The organism is Flindersiella endophytica, from assembly GCF_054779015.1.
Window position 1 is genome coordinate 25,464 of record NZ_BAAGYY010000041.1, and the last position, 16,163, is coordinate 41,626.

General features: G+C 66.7%; 10 protein-coding genes. All 10 read left to right on the plus strand.

The features are described 5' to 3' along the window. The first annotated feature begins 16 nt into the window (after positions 1-16). The 10 genes from ACYVF6_RS41085 to ACYVF6_RS41130 all read left to right on the plus strand — a co-directional run bounded on the left by ACYVF6_RS41085 (position 17) and on the right by ACYVF6_RS41130 (position 16,086). Complete coding sequence (locus ACYVF6_RS41085; RefSeq protein ID WP_460530630.1) at positions 17-1,828, plus strand: NAD(P)/FAD-dependent oxidoreductase; 1,812 nt, start codon at positions 17-19, stop codon at positions 1,826-1,828. A 37-nt stretch (positions 1,829-1,865) separates the two neighbouring features. Further along, positions 1,866-3,563 (plus strand): NAD(P)/FAD-dependent oxidoreductase, encoded by a 1,698-nt coding sequence (locus tag ACYVF6_RS41090; RefSeq protein ID WP_460530633.1) that lies wholly within the window; start codon positions 1,866-1,868, stop codon positions 3,561-3,563. Positions 3,564-3,621: 58 nt separating this feature from the next. After that, positions 3,622-4,500: a thioesterase II family protein gene (locus tag ACYVF6_RS41095; protein WP_460530636.1), complete on the plus strand. Its 879-nt coding sequence runs from the start codon at positions 3,622-3,624 to the stop codon at positions 4,498-4,500. Then, positions 4,493-10,105 carry a type I polyketide synthase gene (locus ACYVF6_RS41100; protein ID WP_460530639.1) on the plus strand — a complete coding sequence of 1,871 codons (5,613 nt, stop codon included), beginning with the start codon at positions 4,493-4,495 and terminating at the stop codon, positions 10,103-10,105. The genes ACYVF6_RS41095 and ACYVF6_RS41100 overlap by 8 nt, the downstream gene beginning before the upstream one ends. A 2-nt stretch (positions 10,106-10,107) precedes the next feature. Then, entirely contained in the window at positions 10,108-11,451 is a 1,344-nt protein-coding gene (locus tag ACYVF6_RS41105; RefSeq protein WP_460530642.1) for a cation:proton antiporter, read from the plus strand. A 47-nt stretch (positions 11,452-11,498) separates the two neighbouring features. Further along, positions 11,499-13,130 carry an MFS transporter gene (locus ACYVF6_RS41110; protein WP_460530645.1) on the plus strand — a complete coding sequence of 544 codons (1,632 nt, stop codon included), beginning with the start codon at positions 11,499-11,501 and terminating at the stop codon, positions 13,128-13,130. Between the two features lie 30 nt (positions 13,131-13,160). Next, positions 13,161-13,427, plus strand: a complete 267-nt coding sequence (locus ACYVF6_RS41115; RefSeq protein ID WP_460530648.1) for a 4Fe-4S dicluster domain-containing protein — start codon at positions 13,161-13,163, stop codon at positions 13,425-13,427. A gap of 236 nt (positions 13,428-13,663) precedes the next feature. After that, on the plus strand, positions 13,664-14,599 hold the full coding sequence (locus ACYVF6_RS41120; RefSeq protein ID WP_460530651.1) for an AfsR/SARP family transcriptional regulator: 936 nt from the start codon (positions 13,664-13,666) through the stop codon (positions 14,597-14,599). 41 nt (positions 14,600-14,640) lie between these two features. Beyond that, the gene (locus ACYVF6_RS41125; RefSeq protein WP_460531331.1) at positions 14,641-15,000 is read left to right on the plus strand and encodes an SCP2 sterol-binding domain-containing protein; all 360 of its coding nucleotides are present in this window, start codon (positions 14,641-14,643) and stop codon (positions 14,998-15,000) included. A gap of 675 nt (positions 15,001-15,675) precedes the next feature. Next, a complete protein-coding gene (locus ACYVF6_RS41130; protein WP_460530654.1) occupies positions 15,676-16,086 on the plus strand; it encodes a DUF6262 family protein in 411 nt (136 codons plus the stop codon). Positions 16,087-16,163 lie beyond the last annotated feature (77 nt).

The following is a 16,163-nucleotide window of genomic DNA, read 5'->3' on the forward strand; positions in this document are numbered from 1 at the left end:
TCGGTCGGGAGGAACTATGACTACAGCACAGCACCGGCTGTCCGGTCTGTCGGACGAGCAGAGGGCCGCGCTCGCAGGGAAGCTGCGCGCGCGGCTGGCCACGCGTCCGGCCGAGCCAGGGGACTACGACGTGGCGATCCTGGGAGGCGGGATCGCCGGGCTCACCCTCGCCCTCCACCTGCGCAGGGCCCAGCCAGGGATCCGGGTGGTTGTCGTCGAACGGCAAGCTCATCCGGTCCCGGAGGTCGTTCACAAGGTTGGTGAGTCCACCGTCGAGATCGCCGCCCACTATCTGCGTGACATTCTCGAACTCGACGATCATTTGGAAACTCAGCAGATCCGCAAATTCGGACTGCGCATGTTCTTCAGCAACGACGACAATACTGACATCACCCGCCGTGTCGAGTTGGGCAGCTCACTGTCTCCGCCCCTGCGTACCTATCAGTTGGACCGCGGCCGCTTGGAGAACGAGATCGGTGTTCGATGCGCGCAGGCGGGCGTGGAGTTCCTGGACGGTTGCAAGGTCGTGAACATCGAGCTTCGGCCGGATGAACCGCTCCACGAGGTGCGGGTGGTCGTCCCGGACGGCGAGCGTGACCTCCGCGCGCGTTGGGTCGTCGACGCGACCGGTCGCAGTCACCTCCTCCAACGCCAGAACGGCAGGCGTCGTAGGCAGGTCGGCCATCACGCGAACGCTTCGTGGTTCCGGGTCGCGCACCCGATCGACATCGGCCAGTGGGGAGAAGGCGCCGAGTGGTCGCAGCGGATCACCGAAGGCGACCGCTCCCTGTCGACCAACCACCTGATGGGGCCCGGATACTGGGTGTGGCTCATCAGGCTCGCGTCGGGCTCCACGAGCGTGGGGATCGTCGCAGAAGCCGAGGCGTATCCCTTCTCGTCGTTCAACACACTGGACAAGGCGCTCGACTGGTTGCGTCTGCACGAACCACAGTGTGCGGCCACCGTGGACGAGCACCTGGAGCGTGTCCAGGACTTTCGCGTCATGCGCGACTACTCCTACAGCTGCGAGCAGGTCTACTCCGGCGAGCAGCGGTGGTGCCTTACCGGCGAGTCGGGCATCTTCCTCGATCCGCTGTACTCACCCGGACTCGACCTGATCGCGATCAGCAACGGACTGGTGGCCGATTTGGTCGGCCGGTCACTTGCGGGCGAGGACGTCACCGCCCTTGCGACCATCCACGACAGACTCTTCCGCGGCGTGACCGAGATCTGGCTGGCCATCTACGAACAGCAGTACAAGCTCATGGGCAACGCCCAGGTCATGTCGTCGAAGGTCATCTGGGACACAGCGTTCTACTGGGGAGTTTTCGGCCTGCTCTTCTTCCAGGACAAGTTCCGCAGTGCCTCCACCAGCCCATCCGTCGCGGCGAACCTGGGCCGCCTGACCCAGATCAGCAATCGTGTCCAGCGGTTCTTCCGTGAGTGGGAGTCGATCGACGACTCCGACCTCGGCCCGCGGTTCGTCGACCTCTACTCGCCGCTGAACTTCATGGTGAAGCTGCACGCTGGCATGGCCGACGACCTGACCGCCGCCGAGTTCGAGGTTCGGTTCGCCGACAACACCCGACTGTTCGCCCAGCTCGCCGGTCAGCTGGTCAGCACCGTCATCGAGGCGTACGCCGACCGCACGCACGACGACGAGGTCGTGGCTCGCATCCAAGCCTGGCAGCGCGACCCAGTCATCACCGACCTCGTGTCGACGTACCGGCGTGAACGGCACCGGAACCCGACGAGCACCGGGTGGATGACGATCGGCCAGCCCGACGCCAGCCGCACGGCCGTCTCCGCGAACGCGGGGGCCAGTTAGCCAGACCTTTGACCGTCCGACGCCTTGGGAGGGCATCGTGTTGAAAACTTCACCTGACAACGTTGACGTGGCCATTCTTGGCGGCGGCATCGCCGGCCTCACCCTCGCCCTCCAGCTGAAACGTCGCCTGCCCGACCTCGACGTCGTCGTCATCGAGCGGCAGGAGCACCCGGTGGTCGAGGCCGCTCACAAGGTGGGCGAGTCCAGTGTCGAGGTGCAGGCGCACTACCTGCGCGACGTCCTGGGGTTGGAGGACCATCTGAACACCGAACAGTTGCGCAAGTTCGGGCTCCGGATGTTCTTCTCGCACGGAGGAAACGACGACATCTCCCGTCGCGTCGAGTACGGGCAGATCTCGGATGCGCCGCTGCCCGCCTATCAGCTCGACCGCGGCCGCCTGGAGAACATGCTGGGCAAGCTGATCGCCTCCAAGGGCGTGCGGTTCCTCGACGGCCGGCGGGTCGACCGAGTGACGTTGGGCGGTGGAGACGAGCGGCATCTGGTGGAGGTACGCGACGGAACCGGCCACCAGTCGATCCAGGCTCGGTGGGTCGTGGACGCGACCGGTCGGGCGGGCATGCTGAAACGCCAACTCGGGTTGGCGAAGCCGGTCTCCCATCACGCGCACGCGTCCTGGTTCCGCGTAGGGCACCCCATCGACATCGAAGCGTGGTCGACCGACGACGACTGGCTGGCTCGGGTTCCCGGCGGTCAACGCCGGCTGTCCACCAACCACCTGATGGGCCACGGCTACTGGGTGTGGCTGATTCCGCTCGCCTCGGAATCGATCAGCATCGGGATCGTCGCCGACGCCGACATCCATCCGCACGAGGGGTTCAACACGTTCGAGCGCGCCCTCGGATGGCTCAAGGCTCACGAGCCGCAGTGTGCGGCCGCCGTCGAAGAGCACCTCGACGAGATCCAGGACTTCCGGGTCATGCGGAACTACGCCTACAGCTGCAAGCAGGTGTACTCCGAGGACCGGTGGTGCCTGACCGGCGAAGCCGGCGTCTCGATCGACCCGCTCTACTCGTCCGGGGGCGATCTGATGGCCATCAGCAACGGGCTGATCCTGGACCTGATCGAACGAGACCTGGCCGGCGAGGACATCCGGGAAAAGGTCGTCGCACACAACCAGGTGTACCTGATCTTCAGCGAGATCTGGCTCGTCGCGTACAACGAGCAGTACCGCCTGATGGGCAACGCGCAGGTGATGGTGGCCAAGGTCATCTGGGACACCATCATCTACTGGGCCGTTCCCGGCCTGCTCTTCTTCCACGACAAGCTCAGGCGGCTCGGCGACAGTCCGCAGGCGCTCCAGAACCTGTACCGCGCGTGGATGATCCACGGCCGCGTCCAGCAGTTCCTTCGGGAGTGGCACTCGGTCGACGACCGTCCCGCGGAGGACGTGTTCGCGGATCCGTACTCGCTCCTCGACTTCATCGTCGATCTGCACACCGGCATGGCCGCCGGGCTGCCGGACGACGAGCTCGAGGAGCAGTTCGTGAAGAACGTCGCCCTGCTGGAGCAGGTGGCCGGTCAGCTCGTCGCAACGGTCATCGAGCAACTGAAGGCCGCGCCGGACAGATCGGCTGAGGAGCAGATCGAGAGGTGGCTCGCCGACCCGCTGCTGACCGAGTTGAGGTCCAGGTATCAGGAGCTGAACCAGGCCAATCCGATCGACAGTTCCTGGGTGACGCTGGGCTACCAGAACGCCGCGCTCCAGCCCGGATGAAGGCACGGATGAAGGCCCAGATGAAGACACGGACAGGGGCACGGATGGGAGTGAGCCGATGACCGGTCCCACGGTTTCCGAAGCCAGCCTGCAGGCACGGATCTCGCACCTCGCGCCGGAGATGCGTGCCGAGCTCGTCGAGCGGTTGCGCCGAGGCCGGCCACGTGCCCATGGTGGGCCCGAGTGGTTCGTTCGGTACGGGAGCAACGAGCCGGTGTTGCGCCTGTTCTGCTTCAGCTACGCCGGCGGCGGCAGCGCGCTCTTCCGTTCCTGGACCGACCGCCTGCTGGCGCGGGTCGAGGTGTGTGCCGTCCAGTTGCCGGGCCGCGAGTCCCGGACCGCGGAACCTCCGTACCGGCGGCTGAAGCCGCTCGTCGACGACCTCACCCTGGCTGTCGAGCCGCTACTCGACAAGCCGTTCGCGATGTTCGGGCACAGCATGGGAGCGCTCGTCGCGTTCGAGCTCACCCGACAACTGCGGCGCGCGAGTGCGCCGCAGCCCGAAAGGCTCTTCCTGGCCGCGTTCCGGGCGCCCCAGCTGCCCAGTCCGAACATCCGGATCCACCACCTGCCCGACGAAGTGTTGAAGACGGTCCTTCGCAAGGAAGGAACGCCAAAGGAGGTACTCGAGAACGAGGAGCTCATGCGAGCTCTCCTACCGACGCTTCGCGCCGACCTCGAGCTGTGCGACACCTATGAGTTCGCTCCCGAGTCCCCGTTGGAGGTGCCGATGTCGATCTTCGGCGGCCACCAGGACGTCCGAGTCGGCCGGGCCGACCTCGAGCGGTGGGAGGACCAGGCGGGTGCGGGGTTCAACCTCACGATGCTGCCCGGTTCGCACTTCTTCGTTCACAGTGCCCAAGACCTGCTGCTCGCGCAGCTCTCGACGGAGCTCGAGACAACGATGATGTCCAAGGGGATGCTCTCGCATGAGTGACCGCCAGCACACTGACCCACCGCACGAACCCATCGCCATCGTTGGAATCGGATGCCAGTTTCCCGGTGGAGCCACCGGTCCGGAGGCTTTCTGGAACCTTCTCCGCGACGGAGTGGACGCCACCAGGGAGCTGCCACCAGACCGCTGGGAGGCCCGGAAGTTCTACGACCCGGACGTCTCCAAACTCGGGAAGATGACCACCGTCCGGGGCGGGTTCCTCGACAGGGTTGACCAGTTCGACGCTCACTTCTTCGGGATCTCTCCCAGGGAGGCGATCTGGCTGGACCCCCAGCAACGCCTGCTGCTCAGAGCGGCCTGGGAGGCCTTCGAGGACGCCGGCCAGGTCGTCGACCGGCTTGCCGGCAGCGACACCGGCGTGTTCATGGGCGGTTTCACGCTGGACTACAAGTTGCTTCAGAACTATGGGGTTCACAGTCGTTACGAGCTGCAGGCCAACTCGGCCACCGGCATGATGATGACAATGCTGGCCAACCGGCTGTCGTATGCTTTCGACTTCCGGGGTCCGAGCCTCGCGATCGACACGGCCTGCTCCGGATCGCTGGTCGCCCTCCACCTTGCCACGCAGGCCGTCTGGAACGGGGAGTGCTCGCTGGCCCTGGTCGGCGGCGTCAACGTGATGTTGGCGCCGAACATGACGATCGCCGAGTCCAAGGGTGGCTTCCTCAGCCCTGACGGCCGATGCAAGACGTTCGACGTATCGGCGGATGGTTACGCCAGAGGCGAAGGGGCGGGCGTCGTGCTGCTCAAGCCGCTCAGCCGGGCGCAGGCCGACCGCGACACCATCTACGCGCTCGTCCGAGGTACCGCTGTCTCCCAGGACGGCCACACCAACGGCATCACCGTTCCCAACGGTGCTTCCCAGGAGGCCGCCATGCGAGCCGCCTACGAGCGCGCCGGCGTGTCGCCGCGCGAGGTGCAGTATGTGGAGGCGCATGGCACCGGCACCCCCGTTGGCGACCCGATCGAGGCCACCGCGATCGGCCGCGTCCTGTCGGTGGACCGGCCCAGGAACAAGCCCATTCTCGTTGGTTCGGTCAAGACCAACATCGGGCATCTGGAGGCGGCCGCCGGTGTGGCAGGGGTCATCAAGACCGCGCTCGCGCTCAAGCACGGCCGCATCCCTGCTCACCTGCATCTCGAGGAACCCAACCCCGCCGTTCCGTTCGACGCGTTCGGGTTGCGAGTTCCGGTTCAGCTCACCGAGTGGCCGGCGTCGGACGGCCCGCGATACGCCGGCGTGAACTCGTTCGGCTTCGGCGGAACGAACGCCCACGCCGTGCTGCAGGGACCGCCTGCCGAACCGGCTCGCGAGCCGGCGCGCGACACCGGCCTGCGGCGGCTGGTTCCGCTGTCGGCTCGCAGCGCGGAGGCGACGCACGACCTGGCCGCGTCGATGCACGAGTTCCTCGAACGCAGCGGCCACAGCCTCGCCGACGTCGGGTACTCCTGCGCTCTTCGCCGCACTCATCACGACCATCGCCTGGCCGTGGTGGCCCGGGATCCGGCCGAGGCACGCGAACGACTAGGTGCGTTCCTCGGCGACGAGCGAGCTCCTGGCGTGGTGTCGGGCCGGGCCCAGACGGGGAAGAAGCCCAAGCTCGCCTTCGTCTGCTCCGGTATGGGTCCGCAGTGGTGGGCGATGGGCCGCGAGCTGCTCGAGACCGAGCCCGTGTTCCGTACGGCCGTCGAACGCTGCGACGCCGAACTGCGCAAGCACACCGGCTGGTCGCTCCTTTCGGAGATGCTGGCGCCTGAGGAACAATCGCGGATGGCGGAGACCGAGGTCGCCCAGCCGGCCAACTTCGCCGTCCAGGTGGGGCTCGCCGAGCTGTGGCGTTCCTGGGGTGTCGAGCCCGATGCCGTCGTCGGGCACAGCACAGGAGAAGTCGCCGCACAGTACCTCGCCGGTGTCCTGACCTTCGAGGACGCGGTACGGGTCGTTTACTACCGAAGCAGCCTCCAGCAACGCGCGTCGGGCGAAGGTCGCATGCTGGCCGTGGGAATGACGCCCGAGACCCTGAACCAGGCAGTCGAGGACGCCGGTCCGTTCGTCTCCGTGGCAGCCGTCAACAGCCCGAGCGCGGTTACGCTCTCCGGCGACGCCAAGATCCTCGAGAGCATGGCCGCTCAGATGGAGACCTTCGGTGTCTTCCATCGGTTCCTTCAGGTCAAGGTCCCGTACCACAGCCACTACATGGATCCGCTGCGCGCCGATCTGGAGGCGGGGCTGGCCGGCATCGAGCCGAGGACTGCCACGCTGCCGCTGTACTCGACCGTCACCGGGACCCGGATCGACGGAAGGGGAGCAGACGCCAGCTACTGGTGGCAGAACGTTCGTGCCACCGTTCTCTTCGCAGCCGCGTTCAGCCATCTGGTCAGCGACGGCTACACCCACTTCGTCGAGCTCGGACCGCACCCGGTGCTGGCCAGCTCGATGCGGGAGCTGCTCGCCGAGCAGGAGCTGGACGGGGTGGTCGTACCGTCCCTGCGGCGGAACGAGCACGATGCCGAGGTCCTGCTGACGTCGCTGGGATCGCTGTACTGCAACGGCCGTCCGGTGAACTGGGAGGCCCTCTATCCGGCGGACTCGACGTTCGTCAAGCTGCCGACCTATCCATGGCAGCTCAAGACGTATTGGAACGAGTCGGCAGAGGCGAGCGAGGACCGTCACTACACAGAGGTCCACCCGTTGCTGGGCCAGCGGATGAACGCCACGCACCCCACCTGGGAGCTGGAGGTCAACACCGGCCAGCTGGCCTACCTGGCCGACCATCGCATTCAGGACAACACCTTGCTGCCGGCTGCGGCGATGATCGAGATGGCGTTGGCCGCCGCTCGTCACGTCTACGGCCCAGGGGACTACTGCGTCGACAACCTGCGCCTGGACAAGGCGCTGGCGATCACACCGGTGTCCGACCCACGCCTGCGGACGACGCTCTACCAGGAGGACGCCCGGGTGGAGATCGCCAGCTACACGGCGCTGCCCAGCGGGGAACGGCAGTGGACGATGCACGCGACGGCTCAGCTCGGCATGCGTACGGGAGCCGCGCCCCTCGACGTGGCGGGCGTACGCTCCCGGTGCGATGTGCGGATATCGCGGGCCGAGTTCTACGAACAGACGCGTGGCATGGGATTCCAGTACGGTCCTGCGTTCCAGGCCGTGCAGGAGATCGTCACCGGAGACCGCGTGGCTGTCGGCCGCGTCGAGGTCCCCGAAGCGATCGCTTCCGAGGTCGGCTGCTACCTGTTCCATCCGTCCTTGCTCGACGCGGCCTTCCAGGTCCTGCTGACCGCCAGCGCGCTACTCGGATCGGACAGCGCACGTTCGACCCCGTATCTGCCGGTCGGCATCGACCGTGTCCGAGTCCTGGCGCCCCCGGTGGATCACATCGTGATCGTGGCGGAGGTGCTGGAGGCCGACCGGACGCGGATCGTCAGCGACATCGCCATGTGCGACGCCGACGGGCGTGTCCTGGTGGAGATCAACGGGTTCAGGGCGCAGTCGCTTGCCGCGGTGGCGAGTCTGACCCCGGAACGTATCGACCGCGGGCTCTACGAGCTGGAGTGGCAGGAGGCTCCGCGCCCTGCTCCGGAGGAGCCCGATGTTCCGCGACCGGACACGGCGGACGGCGACGACGCGGCGTGGCTGGTCTTCGCCGACTCGGCCGGCGTCGGATCAGAAGCCGCGCGGATCCTCAGCGCGGCCGGCCGGCACGTCTTCTCCGTACGCCACGGCGACGTCGACGACCTGGCCGAGAACGGCGACGACTACACGATCGATCCGGCCGACCCGGATCAGTACCGGAGTTTGATGCGAGCCCTGGGCGGCAAGGAGATCGCCAAGGTCGTTCACCTGTGGAGCCTGGACGGCGGGTTCGGCGAGTCCTCCCCGGCCGAGGAGCTCGAGACCAGCCAGGAGACCGGAACGCTCTCGGCCATGCGGCTGATGCAGGCGGTCTCCGCCGAACTGTCGCAGCTGCCCAGCGTCTGGTTCGTCACCCGCGGGGCGCAGGCCGTCGAGGCCGCACGAAGGACCGCGAACGTCGAACAGGCTCCGCTATGGGGACTCGGACGCGTCATCGGCCACCAGGAGTTCGTCAATCTCTGGGGCGGGCTCTGCGACCTCGATCCGGAGGGGAGTGAGAACGAGCAGGCCCGGCTCCTGGTCGACGAGCTCACCGCCGGCGAGGCCGAGGACCAGGTCGCGTTCCGGGGCGCGCGACGCTACGTCGCCCGCCTCGTGCAGAGCGGTGGTCTCACGCCGCCGTTCCCCGCCCGGATGCGCAACTCCGGCAGCTACCTGGTGACCGGCGGCCTGGGCGCGCTGGGACTGCTGGTCGCCAGGTTCCTGGTCGACCGGGGCGCACGCGACCTGGTCCTGATGGGTCGCACGCCGGTGCCCGCCAGGGAGACGTGGGACGAGCTGGCCGGTGACGACCCCAAGCGGGGCCTCGTCGACAAGCTTCGCGAACTCGAGTCGATGGGCGCGAGGATCCACTTCGCCGCGGTCGACGTGACCAGCTCGGAGCAGCTCGAGAAGTGGCTGAGCACGCATCAGGAGCGCGGCCTGCCGCCGATCTGTGGCGTCATCCACACGGCGGGTGTCGTCGAGGACGAGCTCCTGCTGCGGATGAGCCCGGAGGGCTTCCGGCGGGTCCTACGGCCCAAGCTGATCGGTGGATGGCTGCTCCATCGCCTCTTCCGCGACGCGGATCTGGACTTCTTCGTGTTGTTCTCGTCCACCGGCTCGGTGATCGCGTCACCGGGACAAGGGAACTACGCGGCCGCGAACGCGTTCCTGGACGCCCTGGCCCACCACCGCCGGCAACTTGGGCTGCCCGGCCTGAGCATCGGGTGGGGTCCCTGGTCCGTCGGCATGGTGGAACAGCTGGAGCTGGAGCAGATGTACACGCGCCGCGGGATTGAGCTGATCACCCCTGAGGCCGGTGCGCAGATCCTGGGCCGGGTCCTTTCCCAACGTCCCGCACACCTGGTCGCCATCACGGCCGACTGGGCAACCGCCAGGGAGACGTCGCTGGCGGGCCAGCTGCCGCCGATGTTCAGCCGGCTCGACGTCCGCGACGACGAGGCCGAAGCAGGCGGCGTCGACGGTGAGTCGCTGCTCGCGGCACTCAGCCGGGTAACGGGGGCCGAGCGTACGGATGTCCTGGTCACGCACCTGCGTGACGTGGGAGCCCGGGTTCTCGGTCTGGACAGTGCCGAGGTCACAGCGGAGGAAACGCTCAGCAGCCTCGGAATGGACTCGATGATGGCGATCGAGGTGAAGCACCGGATCGAGGCCGTGCTGCGCGTGGACGTCTCCGTCCTGGACCTGCTGCAGGGTGCCACCATCACCGGGCTCGCCGAACGACTGCTGTCCCAGATCGATCTCGGCCAGTTCGAAGCGCCTGCCGAGGCGAACGGCTCAGGGTCCGCCGAGGCTGCCGAGGCCGGCGGCCAGCCCGACGAGTTGGAGGAACTGCTCGCGACCGTCGCGCCCGATGAGCTCGAGTCACTGCTGCGAGAGATCGAAGGCGGTTCGTCCGCCGGCACGACAGAGGCGCGGAAGCGGGACGGAACGTGAACGTGTCGGCGCCGCCTCCGCCGCTGCCGGGCCACGAGCTGCTGATCTTCCTGCTACAGCTGGCTCTTCTCCTCCTGCTCGCCCGTGGCCTTGGCCGGCTCGCCGAGAGGATGAAGATGCCGGCGATCGTCGGCGAGCTGCTCACCGGAGTCATCGTCGGGCCGTCCCTCCTGGGCAACCTGGCGCCCGGCATCGCGGCCTGGCTGTTCCCACCCGACGGAGAGCAGATGCACCTGCTCGACGCGGTGGGCCAGCTTGCCGTGTTGCTCCTGGTCGCTGTCACCGGTACCCATCTCGACCAGGCGATGCTGCGCAGGCGAGGCGCGACCGCGTTGCCGGTAAGCCTTTCCGGCCTGGTGACAACGCTCATGCTCGGTGTGCTGGCCGGCCTGGCCATGCCGGAGTCGCTGATGGCCGGTGACACCGAGCGGTGGGTCTTCGCGCTGTTTCTCGGTGTGGCGATGTGCGTGACGGCGATCCCCGTGATCGCCAAAACCCTTTCCGACATGGGGCTTCTGCACCGGGACGTCGGCCAGTTGACGCTCGCCGCCGGCACGGTGGACGACATGGTCGGCTGGTTTCTGCTGTCGGTCGCCGCGGCCGCGGCGACGGTCGGCGTGACCGTGCGGATCTGGCTCTCCGTGGCATACCTGATCGGCTTCGTTCTCCTGGCGGTTGTCGTGGCGCGACCGCTGGTTCGCCGGATCATGCGGCTCGCCGCCCGTGCCGCCGACCCTGGTGCCACGATCGCGGCCGCCGTCGTCATCGTCCTGCTCGGCGCCACGACCTCGCATGCGCTGGGCATGGAACCGGTCTTCGGTGCGCTCGTCGCCGGCATCCTGCTCGGCAGCCCCGGCGCCACGGATCAGGTGAAGCTCGCACCGCTTCGGACGATCGTGCTGTCGGTCCTCGCTCCGATCTTCCTGGCCACGGCCGGCCTCCGAATGGACTTGAGCGCTCTGACCCAGCTGACGGTGGCGCTGGCGGCCGTTGCCGTACTCGCGATCGCCATCGCCGGCAAGTTCGCCGGCGTCTATCTGGGCGCGCGCATCGCCCGGCTCGGCCACTGGGAAGGAGTCGCACTCGGTGCGGGGATGAACTCCCGCGGCGTCATCGAAGTGATCGTGGCCATGACCGGGCTGCGGCTGGGCGTGCTGAACACCGCTACGTACACGGTGATCGTGCTGGTGGCCGTCGTCACGTCGGTGATGGCTCCACCGCTGCTGCGCTCGGCGATGCGCAGGGTCGCGCACAGTGAGGCGGAAGTGCTGCGTAAGGCCACGCATGACATGTGGGCCGGCAACTCCCAGGACGTTGTCGCCAGTCTGAAAGGAATCCGGAATTGAAGGCCGAGACCACGGTCCCAGACATCGGCGGCGGCGGGGGGTGGAGGATGCGAGGCAAGCGCCTCAACGGCGTGTCGTACGAGCACCCGCTGGCGTTCTGGGTCGGCGTCGTCGTCACGACGGTCGGGGTGCTGCTCCAGTTGCCCGGCTTCGTGATGGCGCGCGACACGGACTACATGCTGGCCGGGATGCCGGTCACGCCGGAGATGTCGATCGGCATGATGCTCATGCTGATCGGTATCGGTGTCACCACCTACAGCCTGTTCCCAGCACGGACCGAGGCGCCTCGCCTGAGTCGAGTCAGCGTGACTCCGCTCGACGACGCCAGGATCCGGCCGGCTCATGTCGGCCTGCTCCTGGTGATGGCGGCGGCGATCACGATCGATGTGATGAAGCCGGTCTCACTGGCGTTCATCGCACCGGGTGCCGCGGCGGAGTACGGGCTGAGCGGGCCACTGAACCCCGACGCGGACGCGCTCCCGATTGGACTCTATCCACTGTCAGGTATCACCGGTACGATGCTCGGCTCGTTCATCTGGGGCTGGTTCGGCGACCGGATCGGCCGGCGGGCGGCCATCCTGCTGGCCGCGATCATCTTCATCGCCACGTCGACCTGCGGGACGATGCCGGAGTACTGGATGAACCTGATCACCTGTTTCATCATGGGGCTCGGAGCCGGCGGCATGCTGCCGATCGCGTTCGCGCTGCTGTCGGAGACCGTGCCGAAACGGCACCGCGGTTGGCTGATGGTGTTGATCGGAAGCGACATCGCCGGCGCCTACATCCTGGTGAGCTGGCTGGCATCGACGTGGGCGTCGCCCGACCACTTCGGCTGGCGGATGCTCTGGCTGGTCGGGTTGCCGACCGGCCTGTTCCTCCTGCTGCTGAACCACTGGATCCCGGAGTCGCCACGGTTCCTGCTCAAGCAGGGCAGGGACGAGGAAGCGCGTGCGGTCCTGCGCCGCTACGGCGCCACGATCGTGGTGAAGCCGGAGTCGGAGCTCGCCGTCGAGCAGGACCTGAGCCATGGTTTCCGGCAACTGCTGTCGGGACCGTTTCTCGGCCTGTCCGCCGCGATCATCCTGCTGGCGTTGAGCATCGGCATGACGCAGTACGGCTTTCAGCAGTGGATGCCCTCGAACCTGCAGCAGCTCGGTTTCTCTGAGAAGAAGGCCAGCGAGATCCTCCGCAACGCCGCCATCATCGGGTTTCCTTTGAGCCTCCCGGTGGCCTTGCTGTATGGCTTCTGGAGCAGCAAAAGGACGGTCCTGCTCATCGTCACGCTCATGGGCGGGGCGCTGGCGGCGTTCGCCGTCCTCGGAGATCAGGCTGCCGACAACCATGCCTTGCTCTACGTCCTCCTGGTGGTTCCGGTCTGGGGAATCAGCATCCTCAACTCGGTCCTCGCGGCGTACACGGCGGAGGTGTTTCCGACAGCGGTCCGGGCACGAGGCAGCGGTGTGTCGGCCGGAGCGACCAAGGCCGGCGGCGTGCTGATTCTCGCGCTGGTGGTTGCGGCCGTCGCCGTGCCTTCCGTACGCGTGACCGCCGCGCTCGGTGTCATCCCCATGGCGCTGGCCGTCATCGCTCTTGTCGTCTTCGGGCCGGAGACAAGGCACAAGCAACTCGAGCGGATCACCGCGGAGGAGTTGCGTCATCGGCCCGTCGGTGCTGGCTAGCCGCCGCTTCCGGACCCGAAGGAGGAACGTATGCCGTACGTCATAACCCAGCCATGCATCGGCAGCAAGGACACGTCCTGCTATGACGTATGTCCCGTCGATGCGATCCATCCGACTCCTGACAGCTCTGATTTCGAAGCGCACGAGCAGCTCTATATCGATCCGATCGACTGCATCGAGTGCGGAGCGTGCGTTGCGGTCTGTCCGGTCGAAGCGATTTTCAGTGACGACGAGGTTCCCGAGAAATGGAAATCCTGGATAGCGATCAACAAGGAGTACTTCGAACCTGACCGTTGACCGATGTCATTGTAAGAACGCGACCGTGGAACCACCTGGCGGAACGCGTCCAACTACCTGCTTGTACGTACTCACGACACGTGATTCGCCATGTCATGATGTAAGAAAGGCCAATCTCTTACCAAAGCATTACTGGGTCATTGCCGATCTGTCAGATAAGCTCCGCAAAATGGTCCCTGAGGCGCACCTCGTGCTTGTTGGTTATGCGCCTCAAATCGACCTGAGGGGGAGGGGCAATGGACGCGGGCGCGATCGAGGACTGGGGCTGTCAGAGCGTCGTCCACCCAAGGGAGCTCGAACGAGACGCAACCTTCCGCGCGTATCTGTTCGGGTACCTCCGGATTTTTCGGGGCGACCACCGGTTGCCGTTGGGGGAGAGCCGTAAGAAGGGCCTGCACATCCTGCTGTGGTTCCTGCTGAACCCTGGCAAGCCCTGTTCAGCCGACCAGTTCGTCGAGACACTGTGGCCGGAGGCCGAACCGGACAAGGCGGTCAGCGGCTTCGACGTCAACATGCACGCGCTGCGGCGGCTGCTGGAGCCCGAACTGGGACCCAGGGAAGAGTCCTCGTTCGTCCGGCGTCACACCAACCGGGTCTACACGTTCGAGCGGGCCGATCAGTGGTGGACCGATGTGGCCGACCTCGAGCTGCTCTACCAGCGCGGGAACGAGTGCGACCTCGCCGGCGACATCGACCGGGCACGCTACTACTACCGGCGCGTTTCGGCTTACGTGTCGCAGGGTCGGCTGGTCGACTGCGAGGCCGGCTCGTGGCTCGAGCCGTACCGGCACAGGCACGCTCTGTTGTTCTCGCAGGCGCTCACGCGCCTGATACAGATCGACCTCGCCCTGGGCCTCGACGAGGAGCTACTGGAGTCGGCGTACCAGATGTTGCACGTGGACCGATGTAACCAGCTGGCCACACGGGTGATCATCGAGACCTCACTGCGTAGCGGCAACCGGCGCCGGGCCGAGCACCGGCTGCAGGCGTTCTGTGATGCCGTCCAGCGGGATCTCGGCCTGCCGCCACCGCACGAGTTCGTCGAGCTGCGGCGGCAGCTGCTCGGCAAGCATCTCCCATGTCGCGGTCCCGTGCGCACGGTCGCTACTTACACAGGTCGTAACGGGCAGGGAAGTCGGGTTTCCTACGGTCATGGCGGACAGGCCGGGTGACTTCCCGCGGCATCGCCGTGCGAGAGCAGAGGGTGAGCGCGATGACCATGACCGTAGGCGAGCTCTTCGACGCGCTGCCGGACCGCCTCAACACCAAGGCCGCGGCCGGCCTCAAGCGAACCCTCCAGTGGTGCATCACCGACGAGGATCCAGGCGTGTGGGCCTTCGAGATCGACGACGGCCAAGGACGCCTCATTCCCGGCGGTGTCGCCGAGCCGGACACGACCTTCACGGTGAGCAGCGAAATCTGGATCGCGATCGCCGAGGGCCGCCAGGACGCGATGAGGGCCTTCATGACCGGCAAGCTGAAGGTCGAGGGCGACATGATGCTGGCGCTCAAGGTTCCGGAGCTCTTCGAAACGGGACCTTCACCAAGCACCCCGGATCCGAAGACTCGATGAACGTGTGCATGATCGCGGCGTCTGCCGGGCGTTCTGGTTCCGTCGGCGCTGTTCGACGTCCTCGCGATCTCGGCGGGTGAGTCAAGGTGCCGATCGTCGCGACGATGGCCAAACGCTCGATCGAAGCGGCATCGTTGGATATGGTGCAGTTCGTCAAAATACGCCATGGGTGATCCGGCTTGGCGGTTCGCGGCGAAGTCGGGCAGCACCTTATGGCCGGACGAGATCTCCGCGCTGATGCAGCCGCTCAACGAGCGGTTCGTCGAGCGGTAGTGCTTGGCGACGTTGGCTGGTGACATGGGCTTGTCACCGAACCGCGGGATGGTGCGGTCTCGCATGTCGGCGAGGTAGTTCTCGATGTGCTCGCGCTTGACCGCGCTCGCTGAGGTTGGCATGCCTTTCTCGCGGAGGTAGGTGACGAGTGCTTCGCCGAGGCCGAGGTAGGACTTGATGGTGTTCTTGGAGAGTCCCTTTGGCGCGGAGGTGGATTTGCCAGTCCGGGAGCAGGTCGCCGAGGCCGTCGACGGTGAGTTGGTGGGTGGTCGGTTCACGCATCCTGATCACCGCTCTCGGCGATCGTGGCGAGCCAGGCGTGAGCGGTCGGCCAGCCGATACGCGTGATCTCGTCGAGCCGCTTGAGCGAGACCGACGACAGCGACAGCACCGGAGTCGCCGATGCGGGCTGACAACACCGGCGCACTCCGCCGGGCCGCCGAACAACGCCGCCACGACACCCTCACCAGAGCCTGCGCCGCGATCCGCCGCCTCGCCAAGACCGGCGAACCGGTCACCTTCAACACCGTCACCCGCGAAGCCCGCGTCTCCCGGGCCTGGCTCTACGCCGAACCCGACATCCGAACTGCCATCGAACAACTCCGAGACGGCACGCTACGGTCCGGCAACGCCACATCAGTGCCCGCGAATCAGCGCGCCGGCGACGCAAGCCTGCTGCGTCGTCTCGAGGTCGCCCTCCAACGAAACCGCGAGCTCGCCGACGAGGTCGGCGTCCTCCGAGATCAGATTGCTCATCTCCAGGGCGAACTCCGAGCCGCGCGGCGCCGTGGATACGGTGCATCGCTCGGCTAGGACGTATCCGGCTGTGCTGTCGAGAGAGCGCCTCAGGCGACGTTGACGGGTGTCGCAGACCGTTGGTCGTGTCGCAA